Origin of the sequence: Blautia sp. MSK.18.38, assembly GCF_024460535.1 — a bacterium.
Classification (GTDB): Bacteria; Bacillota; Clostridia; order Lachnospirales; family Lachnospiraceae; genus Blautia_A; species Blautia_A fusiformis.
This window is the reverse complement of sequence record NZ_JANFYP010000001.1, coordinates 43,416-61,399: the sequence shown is the minus strand read 5'-3', so window position 1 is coordinate 61,399 and position 17,984 is coordinate 43,416. Positions and strand designations below refer to the sequence as shown.

At 42.9% G+C, this 17,984-nt stretch carries 22 protein-coding genes and 1 pseudogene; 20 read left to right on the top strand and 3 right to left on the bottom strand.

Going from position 1 to position 17,984, the window contains the following annotated elements; translation table 11 throughout:
* The first annotated feature begins 3 nt into the window (after positions 1-3).
* The 12 genes and pseudogenes from NE638_RS00305 to NE638_RS00250 all read left to right on the top strand — a co-directional run bounded on the left by NE638_RS00305 (position 4) and on the right by NE638_RS00250 (position 8,695).
* Positions 4-384, top strand: a complete 381-nt coding sequence (locus NE638_RS00305) for a TnpV protein (protein WP_055151993.1) — start codon at positions 4-6, stop codon at positions 382-384.
* 9 nt (positions 385-393) lie between these two features.
* Positions 394-789, top strand: a complete 396-nt coding sequence (locus NE638_RS00300; RefSeq protein ID WP_227275210.1) for a hypothetical protein — start codon at positions 394-396, stop codon at positions 787-789.
* A gap of 139 nt (positions 790-928) precedes the next feature.
* Positions 929-1,270, top strand: a pseudogene (locus NE638_RS00295) (ATPase, T2SS/T4P/T4SS family); the annotation flags it as partial.
* Positions 1,267-2,049: a type II secretion system F family protein gene (locus NE638_RS00290; protein WP_021652832.1), complete on the top strand. Its 783-nt coding sequence runs from the start codon at positions 1,267-1,269 to the stop codon at positions 2,047-2,049. The pseudogene NE638_RS00295 and the gene NE638_RS00290, both read left to right, overlap by 4 nt.
* Positions 2,050-2,058: 9 nt before the next feature.
* Entirely contained in the window at positions 2,059-3,084 is a 1,026-nt protein-coding gene (locus NE638_RS00285; protein ID WP_021652833.1) for a type II secretion system F family protein, read from the top strand.
* Between the two features lie 44 nt (positions 3,085-3,128).
* Complete coding sequence (locus tag NE638_RS00280; RefSeq protein WP_044962312.1) at positions 3,129-3,299, top strand: Flp1 family type IVb pilin; 171 nt, start codon at positions 3,129-3,131, stop codon at positions 3,297-3,299.
* Positions 3,300-3,358: 59 nt separating this feature from the next.
* Positions 3,359-4,852, top strand: a complete 1,494-nt coding sequence (locus NE638_RS00275; RefSeq protein WP_202031280.1) for a DUF5702 domain-containing protein — start codon at positions 3,359-3,361, stop codon at positions 4,850-4,852.
* An 18-nt stretch (positions 4,853-4,870) separates the two neighbouring features.
* Positions 4,871-5,647 (top strand): hypothetical protein, encoded by a 777-nt coding sequence (locus NE638_RS00270; RefSeq protein WP_021652836.1) that lies wholly within the window; start codon positions 4,871-4,873, stop codon positions 5,645-5,647.
* An 11-nt stretch (positions 5,648-5,658) separates the two neighbouring features.
* Positions 5,659-6,075, top strand: a complete 417-nt coding sequence (locus NE638_RS00265; RefSeq protein ID WP_156906941.1) for a prepilin peptidase — start codon at positions 5,659-5,661, stop codon at positions 6,073-6,075.
* On the top strand, positions 6,072-6,503 hold the full coding sequence (locus tag NE638_RS00260; RefSeq protein ID WP_021652838.1) for a TadE family protein: 432 nt from the start codon (positions 6,072-6,074) through the stop codon (positions 6,501-6,503). Before NE638_RS00265 ends, NE638_RS00260 begins: the two co-directional genes overlap by 4 nt.
* A 1-nt stretch (position 6,504) precedes the next feature.
* The gene (locus tag NE638_RS00255; RefSeq protein WP_021652839.1) at positions 6,505-7,935 is read left to right on the top strand and encodes a DUF6382 domain-containing protein; all 1,431 of its coding nucleotides are present in this window, start codon (positions 6,505-6,507) and stop codon (positions 7,933-7,935) included.
* A 157-nt stretch (positions 7,936-8,092) separates the two neighbouring features.
* Positions 8,093-8,695, top strand: coding sequence for a rhomboid family intramembrane serine protease (locus tag NE638_RS00250; protein WP_021652840.1), 603 nt, complete (start codon positions 8,093-8,095; stop codon positions 8,693-8,695).
* On the opposite strand, the gene NE638_RS00245 is transcribed toward NE638_RS00250, so the two are convergent.
* On the bottom strand, positions 8,662-9,336 hold the full coding sequence (locus NE638_RS00245; protein ID WP_044962286.1) for a two-component system sensor histidine kinase NtrB: 675 nt from the start codon (positions 9,334-9,336) through the stop codon (positions 8,662-8,664). The two genes, NE638_RS00250 and NE638_RS00245, sit on opposite strands and share 34 nt — an antisense overlap.
* A gap of 130 nt (positions 9,337-9,466) precedes the next feature.
* Between NE638_RS00245 and NE638_RS00240 the strand changes: the two genes are divergently transcribed.
* Complete coding sequence (locus NE638_RS00240; RefSeq protein WP_161209124.1) at positions 9,467-9,871, top strand: HIT family protein; 405 nt, start codon at positions 9,467-9,469, stop codon at positions 9,869-9,871.
* Between the two features lie 23 nt (positions 9,872-9,894).
* Positions 9,895-10,422: an RNA polymerase sigma factor gene (locus tag NE638_RS00235; protein WP_118368464.1), complete on the top strand. Its 528-nt coding sequence runs from the start codon at positions 9,895-9,897 to the stop codon at positions 10,420-10,422.
* A 64-nt stretch (positions 10,423-10,486) separates the two neighbouring features.
* Here NE638_RS00235 and NE638_RS00230 read toward each other — a convergent pair whose 3' ends face one another.
* A complete protein-coding gene (locus NE638_RS00230; protein ID WP_044962288.1) occupies positions 10,487-11,554 on the bottom strand; it encodes an undecaprenyldiphospho-muramoylpentapeptide beta-N-acetylglucosaminyltransferase in 1,068 nt (355 codons plus the stop codon).
* A gap of 92 nt (positions 11,555-11,646) precedes the next feature.
* Here NE638_RS00230 and NE638_RS00225 point away from each other — a divergent pair, with 92 nt between their 5' ends.
* The 3 genes from NE638_RS00225 to NE638_RS00215 all read left to right on the top strand — a co-directional run bounded on the left by NE638_RS00225 (position 11,647) and on the right by NE638_RS00215 (position 14,999).
* Positions 11,647-12,489 (top strand): DUF4367 domain-containing protein, encoded by an 843-nt coding sequence (locus NE638_RS00225; protein WP_021652844.1) that lies wholly within the window; start codon positions 11,647-11,649, stop codon positions 12,487-12,489.
* Between the two features lie 66 nt (positions 12,490-12,555).
* Positions 12,556-13,035: a DUF6147 family protein gene (locus NE638_RS00220; RefSeq protein ID WP_049947028.1), complete on the top strand. Its 480-nt coding sequence runs from the start codon at positions 12,556-12,558 to the stop codon at positions 13,033-13,035.
* 347 nt (positions 13,036-13,382) lie between these two features.
* Entirely contained in the window at positions 13,383-14,999 is a 1,617-nt protein-coding gene (locus tag NE638_RS00215) for an MBL fold metallo-hydrolase RNA specificity domain-containing protein (RefSeq protein WP_173732618.1), read from the top strand.
* Between the two features lie 117 nt (positions 15,000-15,116).
* Here the strand turns inward: NE638_RS00215 and NE638_RS00210 are convergent, their stop codons facing one another.
* Positions 15,117-15,365 (bottom strand): TIGR03905 family TSCPD domain-containing protein, encoded by a 249-nt coding sequence (locus NE638_RS00210; protein ID WP_015525634.1) that lies wholly within the window; start codon positions 15,363-15,365, stop codon positions 15,117-15,119.
* 174 nt (positions 15,366-15,539) lie between these two features.
* Here NE638_RS00210 and NE638_RS00205 point away from each other — a divergent pair, with 174 nt between their 5' ends.
* The 3 genes from NE638_RS00205 (at position 15,540) to NE638_RS00195 (ending at position 17,983) form a co-directional block, all read left to right on the top strand.
* Positions 15,540-16,241, top strand: coding sequence for a 5'-methylthioadenosine/adenosylhomocysteine nucleosidase (locus NE638_RS00205; RefSeq protein ID WP_015525635.1), 702 nt, complete (start codon positions 15,540-15,542; stop codon positions 16,239-16,241).
* Between the two features lie 78 nt (positions 16,242-16,319).
* Positions 16,320-16,700, top strand: a complete 381-nt coding sequence (locus NE638_RS00200) for a hypothetical protein (RefSeq protein ID WP_015525636.1) — start codon at positions 16,320-16,322, stop codon at positions 16,698-16,700.
* Positions 16,701-16,813: 113 nt separating this feature from the next.
* On the top strand, positions 16,814-17,983 hold the full coding sequence (locus NE638_RS00195; RefSeq protein WP_015525637.1) for a class I SAM-dependent methyltransferase: 1,170 nt from the start codon (positions 16,814-16,816) through the stop codon (positions 17,981-17,983).
* Position 17,984 lies beyond the last annotated feature (1 nt).

Below are 17,984 nucleotides of genomic sequence, written 5' to 3'. Positions count from 1 at the left end.
TTTATGCAGAACGAAATTTATGATGAGAAAAATGGACTTACTTATATGTTATGTGGTGATTATTATTTGCCAGAATTGGCACTTACAGATATCGAACCAACTTATGGGAAATATGGGATGCTTCGTAAAAGCTATTTACAGGAACACAGAAAGGCAAAATATCAAATATTGTTGTTACAAGGAAAACTTGTCGAGCATTTGAATCAGATTGATGCAGAAGCAAGGGATAGAGAAGAACAATTAGTAAAACAGATGATGGAGAAAGAAGGAATTACAGAGGAATTAAAAAGGCAAGACAACATGGAATGGACAAGGAGGATGAATACCCTTTGTCATGATGCAGAAGAGATGATTTTGACGGAAATGATATACACGAAAGGATAATGAACTGCATTGGATAGCAAGAATTTTGCAGCCCGGATAGCAAAAAAGTGGAAGTCCGGATGGCAAGATTCTTGCTGTCCGGAAAGACAAAAAAGTGAGGGATTAAAAATGTTGGTTAAGTACATAATAAAAGTGTTTTTATATTTAATTCTTGCAGTAATGACATTGATTCGCTGGTTATTAAAAATTCCGATGATGTTGGGAAATATTTTGCTTTACTTTTTATCAATTATATTTATTCTGACAGGTGTTTTGAGTTATGGATTTGCATTGGAATCTGCAAGAGAATGTGGGCGAATGATAATAATTGGGATGGCATTTGGTGCAATACCAGACTTTGTCCCATTTTGGGGAAAAAGTTTAGAGACATTGGTTGCCAAACTGTTAAGTATGACAAATGAATGAGAAAGTCAATATGAAAGAGGGCTGTGAAAGGCTCTCTTTTCTTTTTGCAACTGTGGAATGGCAAGATAATAACGTTATATACAGTGTATATTAAGTACAGATATTGTATTTCTGCATGATGGGAACATAGGGAGTCCATATAAAGAGCCTGAATACGGGACATGATGGAAGCCTTTCAACACTTCATGCAAACAGCAGTCAGGATATGCTTTCCCGAATTGAAACGATGACATTGATGGGGATCGATCTTCCCCTGGAAGCAATCCGAAGGCAGATCGCTTCCGGGGTAGACATTCTGGTACATCTCGGGCGTATGCGGGATAAAAGCAGAAAGCTGCTGGAAATCACAGAAGTATGTGGATTTGAAAACGGAGAGATCCAGACCAGGCCGCTGTATCGCTGGGAAGAAGGAAAGGGACTTGTAAAAACCGGAGAACTTTTGCATTGTGAAAAAATGAAACGGGCAGGAATCAGACTATGAAAGAGCGGAAAGGAAAGAATCAGAAATGGAGATCTACGAGGAAAGATTACAGGATGTATCATTTTACGGGGAAGGAGACCGCAAAGTATCTTCTGGAGGGAGCTGCCGTATGCGCTGCAGCCGACTATCTGTTTTATCAGAGCCTTCCTGTGTTGCTGTTTATGCTTCCAATACCAGTGCTTTTTCTGAAAATGCAGAGGAAAAAATGCACTGCACGGCAGCAGAGGGAGCTGAATTACCAGTTCCGGGATGCTCTGACGGCCATGAATGTGGCGGTACAGGCCGGCTATTCCGCGGAGAATGCGGTGCGTGCCAGTGTAAAGGATCTGGGGAGACTTTATGAAAAAGGAAGTGATATACTGGATGAATTTCGGTATATCGAAAGCCAGCTGCGTCTGAGTGTTCCGGTGGAAGAGCTGTTCCTGGATCTGGGAAAACGCAGCGGAGTGGAAGATATTGAAAATTTCGCAGCAGTATTTTATACAGCAAAAAGAACAGGCGGGGATATGACGCAGGTGATCCAGAAAGTAGCCAGAATGCTTAGTGATAAGATCGAGGTAAAAAAAGAGATCGAGGCAACGCTGGCCGCAAAGAAATCGGAACAGATGGTTATGAGTATCATGCCGGCCGGTATCATCTGCTATCTGAAACTGACTTCGCCGGGATTTTTGGATGTACTTTATGGGAATCCTTTCGGAATCTGTGCCATGACAGTTTGCATGGTGATCTATGGCTTGTCTTACTGGCTGGGTGTGAAGATTGTAGACATAGAAGTGTAGGTGAGGATAATGTGGATACATATTTTGATATTTATGGTGATCCTTGGGGTGTTTCTGGCAGGAAAAATGGGGCGGTTGCCTCCGGAAGCCGGAAATCCGGAAGAAAAGAAACTGTTTATACGGATAGCGCTTACCGGAAATATCATCGGTATGCTCCTGACATTTCAAAGTGGCGGAGATAAGGTTTATTCATCCGGATACCGTATGGAAAAAGAGGAGACAGGTGCTTATGAAGAGAAATTCAAAGTATCTGTAGACGGAGAAGAAGCCGGTTCCCTGTATGTGCAGGTGCCGGAAAAAGAAACAGAAGGATCCGAAGAAGAACCGGAAACAGAACTTAGCGAAGAACAGCAGCGCGAGAAAGAGCTGCAGGACATGATCGTACAATATAATCAGAAAAAAAACGATCCGCAGTACTATTATCTTCCAGATGAATGGAATGGAAAACATCTTGAATGGGAGCAGCCAAAAGACAAAACAGGAAACCTGCTTTCAGCTCTTGGTTTGGCAGCAGCGGCAGCAGCTGTCATTGCAAAAAAACGGGAAGAACAGAATGCTCAGATAAAAAGAAGAGAACAGATGCTGATGGATTATCCAGGACTGATCATGAAATTTACCCTTCTGGTGCAGGCAGGCTTAACTGCCAGAAAAGCGTTCCAGAAAATAGCACTGGATTACGGAAAGAGAGAAGATGGTAAAAAACGTGAGGCTTACGAAGAAATCCGAGTAGCCTGTTATGAGATGGACAGTGGGATTTCCGAAGCAGAGGCTTACCGGAGATTTGGAGAACGGTGCGGACAGGTAAAGTATAAAACTCTGTCAACACTACTGATCCAGAACCTCCAGAAAGGAAGCAGGTATCTGGCCGATCTGCTGGAAAAGGAATCCGTGGAAGCCTGGGAGGAGCGAAAAAGAAAAGCAAGAGTGCTAGGAGATACAGCAGCAACAAAACTGCTTCTTCCGATGGTCTTGATGCTCCTGGTGGTGATGGCGGTGATCATGCTGCCGGCATGCCTTTCCTTTTACGGAGGGTAGGACTGGAGAACAGAGAAAGGAAATGTGAGGTGACAAATGAAAATATGTGGAAGTATGTAAAAGAATTTGCGATGGAAGAGGATGCGGTGGGTGTTGTGGAGATCATCCTGATTCTGGTGGTTCTGATCAGTCTGGTCATCATCTTTAAGGAACAGCTTACAGCACTTGTTAAAAAAATCCTTACAAAAATCACAAAACAAAGCAACACGATCTGAAAATGAGAAAAAACGGTGATATCTGCTGATATTTCCGTTTTGGAAAGGAGAGGTACCCCTTGGCAGGAAATGTGAAAAAAGGCAGCATTACGATCTTTCTGGCTCTGATCTTGAGCCTGGTTCTTTCTCTTGTGTGTGCCAGCATTGAATCTGTACGCATGGCAGCTGCTAGGACACAGATACTTAACAGTATGGATATTGGCTTATATTCCTTATTTGGACAGTATGACCGAACGCTTTTGGAAGATTATGAGCTGTTTGCACTGTATGCAGGTGGAAAAGAAGAACTGGATATGGCTTCTGTATATGATGATTTTCAGACTTATATGAAACCTGTATTGAAACAGAACAGTCAGAAACTGGAGCTTCTCCAGGGCGGATTCAATGGTTATCAGCTTCTGAGCGACGGAAAAGGCGAGATTTTTTACCAGCAGGCTGTTCAGTATATGCGTGAAACTCTGGGAAGCCAGGGGGTACAGACTCTTCTCGGAAAACTGAAGGATCAGGAAAAGAAGACAGAGGACGCAGAGAAAAAAGGAGAACAGGCAGAAAATAAAGGAACGTTGGATTCCTATGATTCTGCTATTACGGACGCCGCGCAGAAGAGCGAAGAAGCAAAAAAAGAACAGGAACAACAAAAAAACCAGGGAGATTTTTCGGATGCAGGAAATGGGGATGATTTTACCGGCGGTGTTGATGAAAGCGTGGAAAATCCTATTCCGATCATCAGAAGAGTCCGTAAAATGGGACTTCTTGATCTGGTAGTACCATCCGAACGGGGAATATCGGATGCGTTTACAGACAGAAAAAGCCTTACATCCGGAAGAAAGCTCCAGACAGGACTAATGTTGGATACGGATATACGATCCGATAATTCGTATACGTCCGGAATATTGTTTGGACAGTATCTGCTAAAGAAACTGGGAAATTATCGAAGACCGGCAGCGGCGGGGTTGAATTATCAGGTGGAATATATTCTTGGAGGGAAGAACAGTGATCGGGAAAATCTGAAGTCCGTGGCAGGAAAACTTCTGGTGATCCGTCAGGGGGTTAACATGGCGTATCTGCTTTCAGATAGTGGAAAACGGATACAGGTCGAAACACTGGCGCTGGCGATTGCATCAGGTTTTCTGATCCCACCGGCGGCAGCAGTGATCGAAGCGGCACTGATCTTTTGCTGGGCATTTGCGGAGAGTATTCTGGATGTCCGGGAACTTTTTGCAGGAGGACATGTACCTCTTATAAAAAACTCCTCAGACTGGCAGCTGTCTTTGAGTAATCTGCCCAATATCCTGGACAAACTGGATTCTTCAAGAAAGGATGCAGGGAATGGAATGTCTTATGAGGATTATCTTCAGGTTCTGCTTATGGCGAAAGGAAAACAGGATAAAATTCTGAGAGGAATGGACATGATCGAGTGCTCTGTACGTGAAAAGGGAAAAAGACCGGGTTTTCAGATGGATCACTGCATCACTGCCATGGAAGCGTCTGCAGATGTAAAAGCAAACAGACGGAAAATATTTACAGTTACACGTCAGTATGCGTATGAATAGAAAGAGAGGTGTACAGGGATGCTTTTTCAGAAAGAAAAAGAAGATAAAAATCAGATAAACAGACTGGATCAAAAAAGAGAAAGGCGCTCTCGAAGAGCTTTTTTCCTGCTTTCCCCGATAAGCCGGAAAACGCTTTCTGGAAAAGTATCCCTGTGCACCTTTCTGAAAAAAGCAAGTCTCACTCTGGAGACTGCGATGGCTTTGCCGCTGTTTTTTTTCGGAGTGCTCACGCTGCTTTCTTTTATGGATATTTACAAGGTACAGACGGAGCATCTGACTGGCTTGTGCCAGAAAGCAAAGGAAGCAGGTATGTATGCGTATGGTGCCGGCGGTTCAGGTACAGAAACGATCACATTGCCGGACGTATATTCCTATCAGCCCATAGGCGGTCTGATCCCGCTTCCTAAAATATGGTTCCATAATACGGTAAAGGTCCATACGTGGAATGGTGTGGTATACGAAAATGGAAAGGATACAGTGGAGAGCCAGCCTATGGTGTATGTGACAGAATCAGGAAGTGTGTATCACAGAAAACTGGGGTGCAGTTATCTGAATCTGTCTGTTCAGCAGATATCAGGCTCTTCGGTTAAAGCTTTAAAAAATGCATATGGAGAAAAGTATCAGGCCTGTGAGCTGTGCAGTCGTGGGCAGGAACCGGCCGGAGTGGTATATATCACAAAAAAGAGTAACCGTTTTCATAACAGGGAAAGTTGCAGCGCATTGAAACGATCTGTACGGATGGTGAAAGAAACGGAGGTTTCCGGTGAAATGAGTGCCTGCGGACGATGTGGCTGAAGGGAGAGATCATGAGCAGTGTAAAAATTTGCATGACTGTACTTCTTGTAATTAATACCTGGACAGATATCCGAAAAAAAGAAATCTGTTTACCGGTGCTTTTTATTTTTCTGGCAGGCGGGATCCTGTGGCAGATCAGGCAGGGGCTTCTCTGGCCGGCAGGGATTATTTCCATGGGAATCGGAGTATTTATAATTTTGATCGCTTTGATCAGTGGAGGAATGGTCGGATTTGGAGACGGATTGCTGATACTGACAATGGGCTCTGTGCTGGGAGCCGGAGAACTGGCAGGGATCCTCTGTGGTGCATTATTGTTGTGCGGAATCTACTCAGGCATTGAGTATCTTATGCTAAAAAAGAGTCGAAGTGAGGAAATTCCTTTTGTACCGTTTCTGTTGATCGGATATTTGGGAGGGATATTTTTGTGAGAAAAATAAAAAAGGGGAGCTTTACAATAGAAGCTGCATTGCTCATGCCTCTGGTGCTTATGATACTGATCGGAGTGCTGTATCTGGATTTTTTTGTACATGACAGAGCATATCTCACTGCGGCAGCTTATGAGGCAGCAGTCAGTGGCAGTATGGAAGGATATAAAAAGAAAGGGAACATATATGAAAAGGCGGATATACAGGGTAGAATGCTGGGAGATATCGGGCTGCCGGGAGGAGAGAATCTGAGCATGCAGACAAATGCAGGAAAAACTGTGAAAGTAACTTACAGACTGGAAGTACCTGCCGGGTTCCTGGGGCAGAAATGGAAGCTGGAAGTCAGTGGTAAGGCAAAGCCTCTGCGGCCTGTGGGATGGATCCGCAAGGTAAAAGGAACTGTGGATATGCTGGGAGAGGTGACGCCATAAAATGAGAACGGAATATAAAAGAGATATGAATCATAATTATCTGATCCTGACAGGAGATGAGAGAATCGATACAGATTCTTACCAGGTAAGGATGATCGTGGCCAATGCTGTGCCTGATCTTCTTCAGTGTCGGATACAGGGAATCGACGGAAAATTCATGGTGTATTATGATATAACTTCCAGGCATTCCATGACTGCGCTTTTTGAGGAAAAAAAGATGGATCTGGAGTCGCTTCAGGTGATACTGGGAGGCTTTATACAGATCATGGAAGAAATGTCCGAGTATCTTTTGAATCCCTGTCAGCTGATCCTGGAACCGGAATATATCTATCTGGATGCGGAAAGAAAAAGTGTCCGATTTTGTTATCTTCCGGGATTTCATGGGGAAATACAGAAACAGTTTCAGAGTCTTGCGGAGTATATCCTTCCAAAGCTGGATCATGAAGACGGAAAAGCGGTTATGCTGGGATATAATGTATACAGACGTGCACTGGAGGACAGCTTTCATCTGGAATACATCAAGGAAGAGTTATATAAAATATGTAACAGCGACGAGGAAGATTTTTCTCCATATGAAAAAAAGAAAACAGTGGTTCAGGAAGAAAACAGGATGACAGAGGAGGAAAAAGCAGAGGATCTGTGGCAGGTGGAAGGCTGGGAAAGAGCCAGTGTGTCCGGAAATGAAAAACAGAAAAAATCTTCAGCGGACTCACAGAAGCGGAAAACAAACAAAATATGGAAGCCAGTGGCTGGATTTGGTGCAGCATTGGTGCTTCTTCTGGGAATTACGGCAGGAATGGCCGGCGGATATATTCCAAGAATAAGCAAAGAAATTTTTCTTCTGGGAATTCTTGCAGCAATGATACTGGGGATGCTGAGCTATATTCTGATCAAAAAAGTCTGTGGAAAAAAGAAAAAACTGGATACGCCGGTGCCTGAACAGAAATATGGTGCGGCGGAAAAAGAGGCAGCTGTATATGCTGAAGATCAGAAAGAATCTGGTGCGCTGTCCGGGTGCAATGCCGATGACAGCAGAAAAGAACTGGAACAGATCAAAAAAAATATTCCGACAAAAGCGGAAGATTTTTTAGATGGATTTGGTGAAACGGTAGTTCTTTCTGCAGGTGCATCCAAAGGTCCTGCTACATTGGTGAGCCGGGAACCGGGGGAATTGGCTACCATTTATCTGGAAAGAGATATCACAGTGATCGGAAAACTGGAAACTGCGGCGGATGCAGTGATCAATATACCAACTGTCAGCAGAATCCATGCCAAGATCCGAAAAAGGGAGGGGGCATATTATCTGGCAGATCTGAACTCCAGAAATGGGACTTCTGTAAATGGACAGCTTCTGAAAACAGGAGAAGATTACTTGCTGGAGGATGAGGATGAAGTTGATTTTGCACAGGCCCGTTATATTTTTTTGAAATAACAGAGCGAAAAATCCAGTTTTGTATCGTATTAACATGGGACAGTAGGTTGTCCGCCTGATGAAAATCTGTTAAAATAATGAAATAAATTCGAATTTTCAGATTATAACAGCGAGTTATGGGAAATATTTCCGGAACCGCTGTGGAAAGAGGCCGGAATTGGAAGAAATAAAAAAAGAACCTGTGACAGTTTTACTGATCCTCATAAATACGCTGATCTTTCTTGTGGTGGAATTTACCGGCGGCTCGGAGAACGGGCAGCATATGCTGGAATGCGGTGCTGCTTATGCACCGCTGATCCTGGAACAGGGACAGTGGTATCGGATGTTTAGCAGTATGTTTCTGCATTTTGGTGCGCCGCATCTGATCAATAATATGTTGGTTCTGTTTGTGCTTGGCCAGAGGCTGGAACCGGTAACAGGAAAGATAAAATTTTTTCTGATCTATATATTTGGTGGTCTGGGCGGAAATATGCTCTCTTTGTTTTTTGATATGTATGCAGGAAACGCTTCTTTATCTGCAGGAGCTTCCGGAGCTGTTTTTGCAGTCATGGGCGGTATGATCTATGTGATCATACGGCACAGAGGAAGAGTGGCGGATCTGACTGTCAGACAGATGCTGATCATGGCCGCATTTTCACTGTATTTTGGATTTGCAAGTGAAGGCGTGGATAACGTAGCGCATATAGGCGGTTTGTTGAGTGGTTTCCTGATCGCTGTAATTCTTTATCATCCCAGAAAAATATGGAAAACAGTTCCCTGACCGGGAGCGCTCTCAAGCGTGATGTCTCCACTGTGTGCCTGAGCGATCTGTTTTGAAACAGCAAGGCCAAGGCCGGTCCCGGATTCTTTGGTTGTAAAAAATGGTTGAAATATCGTAGCCTGCTGTTCCTTTGAGATTCCACATCCGTTATCCCGGATATCAATGCGGATGCCGGAATTTTCCGGAATGACAGAAAAAGAAATCTTTCCTCCGGGAATAGGAACGGCTTCCCATGCGTTTTTCAGAAGATTCAGAAGCATCTGCCGGACACGGATCCGGTCAAGAGCCATCGATGGCAATGAATCCGGAATATCTGTTTCAAGTGTGATCTCCAGATAATCCAGAGTAGGTTTTATGGAGGAAAGGATCGTTTGGAGGTAGCTGCAGGTGTCAATGTTTTCTCTTTTGACATGGCCTGCATTATTAAATGCAGAAAGTTCATCAAGAAGTTCTTTTACATAATCAAGATTATCCATAACATCATCCCAGTGCTCATATTCTTTGACATCAGGATGTGCAGATGCGATCATCTGGAGTCCGCTGTTAATAAGAGTCAGAGGATTCCGGAGTTCATGTGAAAATTTTGAAAGTGTATAATGAAAATCGTTTTTCAATTTACTGACTGTAGTATCGTTGCACATATTATCACCTCGAAAAAATATTAACATCAGAAATTTCAAATATCAACAAGAACAGTATTGAAAAATTCGAGAAAATACGACAAAATAAGAATATAGATAAAATAATTTTGCAAACAAGGAGGACAAAATAATGGGAGATTGCATATTTTGTAAAATCGCAAATGGAGAGATTCCATCAGCAACACTTTATGAGGATGAGGAATTTCGCGTGATTCTGGATCTGGGACCGGCAAGCAAAGGACACTCATTGATCCTGCCGAAAAAGCATGCAGTGAATATTTATGAACTTCCGGATGAGACTGCCGGAAAAGCAATGATCCTGGCTAAAAAAATGGCAGGAAAGCTGAGAGATGCACTGAACTGTGATGGATTTAATGTTGTGCAGAACAATGGAGAGATCGCAGGACAGACTGTGTTTCATTTTCACATGCATCTGATTCCGAGATATGAGGGAGATGGTGTTGGTTTAACCTGGAAACCCGGAGAACTCAGCGATGAGGTGAGAGATGAAATCTTAAAGAAAATTAAAGAATGACAAATAGCCACTAAAGAGGAAAAATGAATAATCAGACATTTGAAGAGTTTTATCTTAAATACCGAAAAATATCCAGAGGGTATGCGTATGGAGTTCTCCATGACTGGAGTGCTGCTGATGATGTCAGTCAGGATGTACTTTACAAAATGTATACTATAAAGGATGGCCTGAATATTGATAATGAAAAGATGATGTTTTCTCTGATCAAGAGGGCATCTATGAATAAGGCTTTGGATTATATAAAGAAATCAAGCTCCAAGCATGAGTTTGTCTGTCAGGAAGAAGTTGCGGCATTTCTGGAAGAACAGAATTCGGTCGATGCGGAAGAGGTATTTCTGCGTAAAGAGAAGAAAGAATTTATGTATATGGTGCTGAGAAGATTTCGAAAGAAACAGCCGATAAATTATGAGATCTTAATTCAGGTCAAATATCTGGAGATTTCCGTTGAAACAGTTGCAGAAGAATATGGTCTGACGAAAAGTGGTGTCAATAACAGGATATATAAAGCGAAGCGCTGGCTGCAGGAAGAATTTCGCAAAGTATACGAATAAAAGAAAACCCTGCCAGCCCGGAAGGGAGTGGCAGAGTTTTCATATGGCTGTTGTGGAAATATAGTCAGGCTCTGGCGCATTCTTCAATAAGATCAGTGATCTTACTGATGGAATCTACCTGGCCGTTTCCTGCCATAGCATCTGTATATTTCTGACGATCGGTATAGAGCTGGCGGATGGTTTCCAGAAGCTTTTCTTCTGTAATCTCCTCTTCTTCCAGCACTTTACTGAAGCCCTGGCGTTCGAAGGATCGAGCGTTAAGGATCTGGTCACCACGACTGGCTTTTGCAGAAAGCGGGATCAGAAGATTTGGCTTATGAAGTTCGCGGATCTCACAGATTGCGTTAGCGCCTGCGCGGGAGATCACGATATCAGCCATGGCAAACAGATCCGGAAGCTCGTCCTGGATATATTCATACTGGACGTATCCGGCAGTACCGTTGAGAGATTTATCGGTTTTTCCCTTTCCGCAGAGATGGACAACCTGGAATTCTTTCAGAAGTTCAGGGAGGATCTTGCGGACATTATCATTGACAGAAGCAGCTCCCAGACTACCACCGATAACCATAAGTACCGGTTTGTCAGCAGTGAAACCACAGAATTTACGACCGTTTTCCGCATTTCCGGAAAGAAGTTCCTGGCGGATCGGAGTTCCTGTAAGAACTGCTTTGTCAGCTGGAAGATTGGCGACTGTCTCAGGAAAATTACAGCAGATTCTGGATGCAGAAGAGAGACAGAGTTTATTGGCAAGACCTGGAGTCATGTCGGACTCGTGGATCAATGCGGGGATTTTTAAACGTTTGGCCGCGATCACAACGGGAACCGTAACGAAACCGCCTTTAGAAAAAACAACGTCCGGTTTCAGCTCTTTCAGAATCTTTCTGGCCTGGCTGAATCCCTTCAGTACACGAAACGGGTCAGAGAAGTTTTTGAGATCGAAGTAACGTCTCAGCTTTCCGGATGAGATTCCATAATATGGGATTCCAAGTTCTTCGATCAGTTTTTTTTCGATTCCTTCGTAGGAACCGATGTAGGAAATCTTATAACCAAGCTCCCTGAGCTTTGGAATCAGGGCAATATTTGGAGTTACATGTCCGGCAGTACCACCGCCGGTAAGTACGATGTGTTTCATTTGGATTCCTCCTGAATAGTCATATACTATCATTAAATATGAACTCTAACGGAGGAATTGTCAAGGAAAGATAGGATTACAGGAGAAAAATAATGGAAAATTTCAGGGATGCCGAACTGAAAAAATGGTTGGCAGAAGAATATGAAAAAGAAACCGAAGAGATGGAAAAAATCCTGTTTCCAGATGGAGTGATTCCTGATGATGGAGAAACAGAAGAGGAGGCAAAGGCTGCTTATCAGAGGCTTGTAGAAAAACTGAAAGCAGATGGTGTTTACAAAGAAGACGAAACTGACAGTATTAAAACTGATGATCATAAAGAGAATGTAAAAATCGTTTATCTGCCCGAAAAGAAAAGTCATAAAACAGCTCGCGTAGCGGCAGCAGTACTTGTATGCTCAGCCGGTATCTTCGCCGCAAGCATGACCAGCCAGGCGAACAGGAGTTATTTTATTGATTCTGTGAGGTATTGGGCTGGGGATGATACGAGTATTTCAATTGAAAATGATGAAGAAAATGAGAGAGCGCAGAAGGATGAGCAGATGGCGTTAGATGAAGTGAAAAATAAATTAAATTTAAATACAATTCCCCAATTTATGTACAGACCAGTTGGACTTAAATTTAAAAGCTATGAAATTAACACGGATATTGGCAATGCTTTGATAGAGTATGATTATAAAAATGTAATTATAACATTATATATTAATGATCATAGTGATAGCAGTAAAAATAGTGATTATAATTTAGATGGAGAAACATTAGAAACACTTAAGTGGAAAGATGAAAATATTGTAATTGAAATAAAAAAAATAAAAGATAATCAGGATAAAAAAGAAAATTATGTTGCTTATTGGAAGGATAATACCGCTTTTTATGAGATAAGTGGAAAGATGGAAAAAGAAGAATTTTTAAAAATGATAAAAAACATAAGATTTTGACGAGATAATTTATTTCTTAACTCGTATATATATTGTAATGGAAGTTTAAAGGTGGAAAGGCACTATATGAAAGAGAAAATGAAAAGAATTGTGCGAAATTTATTATTAGTATGCTGTTGCAGCATATTGTTTGCGTCACCTGTAATGGCAGAGAATTTATCAGATGATTTTTCAGTGGATACGGATACAGATGCGGATTATGCTGAAGATACTACATACAGTATGTTAAGAGGCAACAATTTAAATTTTGGAACAACTTCTGTGAAAAAAATGGCTAGCAATAAGGTGGCTGTTTCAGGAATAACACAGTGTCATCATGTTTGTGATAAAGTATATTTGGAGATATATTTGGAACGGAAAGTAAAAGGTACATATTCTACTTATAAAAGTTGGAGTTATACAGCAAACAATGTAGATCATTTAAATAAGGGACTGACAGTTATCGTTCCGAGCGGTTATTATTATCGCGTACGAGGATATCATGCAGCAAAAGATGGAAGCAAGGAATCAACTACAACATTAACCAGCGGTGTTTTAGTAAAATAACAAATCAACTCTCACATCCCCAGCGATGTCACACCCCAAAAAATAAAAAAATCCAGTAAACTTTACATTACCTTCGCTGGGGAATGTCTAAAAATTCTGAATAATATCAAAAAACCTAAAAAAATCCCCTTAAAAAAAGAAACATATTTCACAAAAAGACTGTCAAAAAACATATATTTCGTGTATAATAAATACAATAACAAACCGTTAATAAACAAAAAGTCGATTATTTCTTCTTGGAATTGTATATCACAGCGTTTCTGGACGATCGGATATCACAGAGAGATCCTTCAGGCTTTTTTTGATATGGAAATTTCAGAACGTGGGACGGAAAAGGGGGCTTGTGCATGAAGATAACATTTATCGGTGCTACGCATGAGGTGACTGGAAGCTGTTATTATCTGGAAGCGGCAGGACGGAAGTTTCTGGTGGATTATGGAATGGAGCAGGGACCGGATTATTATGAGAATAAGGAGCTTCCGGTGGCTCCGGGTGATCTGGATTTTGTGCTTCTGACACATGCACACATGGATCATTCCGGAAATCTTCCGGCCTTGTATGCAAAAGGCTATCAGGGGCCGATCTATGCGACAGAGGCAACTTGTAATCTCTGCGATATCATGCTTCGTGACAGCGCACATATCCAGATGTTCGAGGCTGAGTGGAGAAACCGAAAGGGGCGGAGAGAAGGAAAACCGGAATTTATTCCTGCGTACACTATGGAAGATGCCATGGGTGTGCTCCGGAACTTCGTCAGATGCCCATATGATAAGATCATCAAACCGGCAGAGGGAATCGAAGTAAGATTTGTGGATGCAGGACATCTTCTTGGCTCCAGCAGTATTGAAGTCTGGATGACGGAAGAGGACAAAACAGAAAAGATCGTTTTTTCCGGCGATATCGGAAATATCAATCAGCCGCTGATCAGAGATCCGGTATATATCCGAGAGGCAGATTATGTTGTGATGGAATCTACCTACGGAGACCGCAGTCATGGAGAACGTCCGGATTATCCGGCAATACTGGCAGAGATCATCCAGAGGACCTTTGACAGAGGCGGCAGTTTGGTGATTCCGTCCTTTGCAGTAGGCCGTACTCAGGAAATGCTGTATTTTATCCGACAGATCAAAGAACAGGGACTGGTTCACGGCCATGATGGTTTTACGGTATATGTAGACAGTCCCCTTGCCAATGAGGCAACTACGATCTTCAGTGAGAATGCATATACCTGCTATGATGAGGAAGCAATGGATCTTTTGAATAAAGGTATCAATCCGTTATCCTTCCCGGGATTGAAGACCTCCGTTACTACCGATGATTCCAGAGCTATCAATTTTGATGAGGACTGCAAGGTGATCATTTCCGCCAGTGGTATGTGTGATGCTGGTCGTATCAAACATCATCTGAAACACAATCTGTGGAATCCCAGAAATACCATTCTTTTTGTTGGATACCAGGCTATCGGAACTCCGGGACGGGCATTATTGGAAGGTGCTGTGGAGCTGAAGTTGTTTGGTGAGACTGTGCAGGTAGCTGCTGAAATATGCAAAATGCCGGGAATCAGCGGTCATGCTGATGTAAACGGACTTATAGAATGGGCGAAAGCCTTTGACACGAGACCAAAACACGTATTTGTTACGCATGGTGATGATACGGTGACGGAGATTTTTGCCCAGAGGCTTAAAGAAGAGCTTGGGTATGATGCAACAGCACCCTTTAGTGGAACTGAATATGATCTTCTGGAGAACCGGTGTATCCATGAGGCTGTTGGTGTTCGGATCGTAAAGGCAACTGCTTCGCCGAAAACAACCAAGGCTGCCCGTGCATATGAGAAGCTGTTGGCTATGGGACGTCGCCTGATGTCCGTGATCCGGAAGAATGAAGGCTGCCCCAATAAAGATCTGGATCGTTTTGCAAGAGATATCCAGTCACTGTGTGACAAGTGGGACAGAACAGATATTTAACCGGATAACAAAGATAACATTGAAACAATTATTTTGTCAAATCATCCTAAAATCACCCTGCGGAAATTTTTCGCAGGGTGATGATAAATCCGATATACAAAATAAGATTATGTGAGATCAGCCTTCGTTCAATGCCTGGCGGATGGCTTTTGCAAGCTGATCCGGACATGAAGTTGGTTTGAATCCGCAGCGGATGCCTTCCAGACGGGAGATCACTTCATCTGCATCCATTCCCTCTGCAAGCTGTGCAACACCCTGTGTGTTTCCGGAACATCCGCCTGTAAACTTGATATTGTGAACTTTTTTATTATCGTCGATCTCGAACTCAATTCCCTGAGCACAGACGCCTTTTGTCTTATAAACCATTCTGGTTACCTCCTGTTCTGTTTATTTATCGATTATAGCATCTCTCAAAAAAAGTTTCCATAAAAAATAAAATTTGTTATAATGAACAATGTAGAAAAAGAAAAAGATACTGCTGAACGGAAAAAACTGTGAAATTCAGCGGGATATCATATTGAAAGAGAGGATTTACAGATCATGAAATGTGTTGGAATCATAGGAGCAATGGAACAGGAAGTAGCAAGACTGAAAGAGGTTATGGAGAATGTATCCATTACTACCAGAGCCGGAATGGATTTTTATGAGGGTGTTCTGGAAGGAAAGAAGGTAGTTGTGGTACAGTCCGGGATCGGTAAGGTAAATGCCGGCATGTGCACCCAGATCCTGGCAGATCTCTTTCAGGTGGAAGCGGTGATCAATACCGGTATCGCAGGAAGCCTTAACAATGATATCAATATTGGAGATATCGTACTTTCCACAGATGTTCTTCATCATGATATGGATGCAACCGGATTCGGATATCCGAAGGGACAGATTCCGCAGATGAAAGAGTTTTCCTTCCAGGCAGATGAGTGCCTTCGTAAGATCGCACATGATGTATGTGAGGAGGTAAATCCGGAGATCAGGGTTTTTGAAGGAAGAATTGCTTCCGGAGATCAGTTTGTATGTGATCAGGGTGTAAAAGATAATATTGTAAAGGAATTCAGCGCCTATGCTGTTGAGATGGAGGGCGCAGCGATCGGACAGGCAGCAGCTCTTAACGGGATTCCATTCCTGATCATCCGTGCTATCTCAGATAAAGCAGATAATAGTGCAAACATGGATTATCCGGCTTTTGAAAAGCTTGCAATTGAGCACAGCGTACGTCTGACCCAGGGAATGCTGAAACGGATGGCCTGATCGGAACTTTGGAGGGAACCGTCATTTTTCTTCTGCATATACTGTAAGAGATAGCAGAGAGAGGACCGCAGAAGAGTTATGATCTATCCAGATTTTTATCCGTTTTATGCTACACAGGGAAGTCCTGGTTTTTATAATGAAGAGAGAGAACAGGAAAAGGAATTTGATCTGATGAGATCATACTATCCGGATACAGCCCGAAGGATCCAGGAAAAAGCGGAAGCACAGTGTCAGCTTTTGGATTATGAGGGAAGCCGGCTGTATGATGAATATCCGGATCGTTTCATGCTCTATCACATCTGTCACCAGGTGAAAGGACAGATGGAAGGAGATACCAGTGTACAGGAGATTCCAGGAGGGTTCCTGGATGATCTGATCGAAGTGCTGGTGTATCAGGAGATTTCCAGACGAAGATGCAGGAGGAAAAGGTGCAGAAAATGTTTCCGCACTGAGTATTAAAATGGCGGTTTACCCATGAACGATACAGTGATACTGGCAGAAGCGACCAAAACTGGTTCGCACAACATCTGTCCATATACAATAAAACAAAAAGTGAATATAATGGAAGTATGATGAAAACAATAAGGGAATTTTTAGAAGAACAGATTAATGAACAGCTGATACAGGCTGTTGTCAGTGGCCGCAGGACTGGCGAGGGACCTTCCAAGGTGAAGCTTCGTCCTGTGGAGCTGAAGGGTCAGATTTTTTACCAGGCGTCCATGACAGAAGGGACGAAGGTTTATCATAAGAATTTTACCAGGGAAGAGATGATCGCTTATCTGGAGCATGCCATGGAGGAATTTCGTCAGCTTCAGGCAACTGGACGCAGTCAGGATGGAAGTATCCTTATCAGCAAGAAAGGGAAAGCAACCATCAAAACAAAACAACACGGGCCTGCGCAGAATGAGAAGATAAAGATCGCTCCTCATAACCGGGTGAAACAGTACATTCTCAGAGAGGGAACGGCAGCTCCGTTTCTGGTGGATCTGGGAGTTATGACAAAGGATGGAAAGATCGTTGCTTCCAGATATGACAAGTTCAGACAGATCAATCGCTTTCTGGAGTTTATCAGGGATATCCTTCCGAAGCTTCCTAAAGACAGAGAGATCACGATCCTGGATTTTGGCTGCGGAAAATCCTATCTTACTTTTGCTATGTATTATTATCTCAGAGAACTGGAGGGTTTTGATGTAAACATCATAGGGCTGGATCTTAAGGAAGATGTGATACGGCATTGCAGTGAATTGGCCAGATCTTATGGTTATGACAAGCTGCATTTTTACCAGGGAGATATTGCAGGGTACGAAGGCGTTTCTTCTGTGGACATGGTGGTGACACTTCATGCCTGCGATACAGCAACAGATTTCGCTCTGGCCAAGGCAGTGGAATGGGGGGCTCAGGTGATCCTGTCTGTTCCATGCTGTCAGCATGAACTGAATCGTCAGATTCGAAACGAAATGCTCCAGCCTGTTATGCGTTATGGGATCCTGAAGGAAAGAATGGCAGCTCTGATCACAGATGGTCTTCGTGCCGAGCTTCTGGAAAGCAAAGGATATGAAACCCAGCTTCTTGAATTTATCGATATGGAACATACACCAAAAAATATTCTGATCCGCGCAGTAAAAACCGGAAAGAAAAAGAGCAGGGACAGTTTTTCGGATACCATGAAGGCTCTTCATGTGGCTCCTACCCTGGACAGGCTTCTTTATCCGGAAGAGTCAGCCTCACAGAAGGGAGAATGAC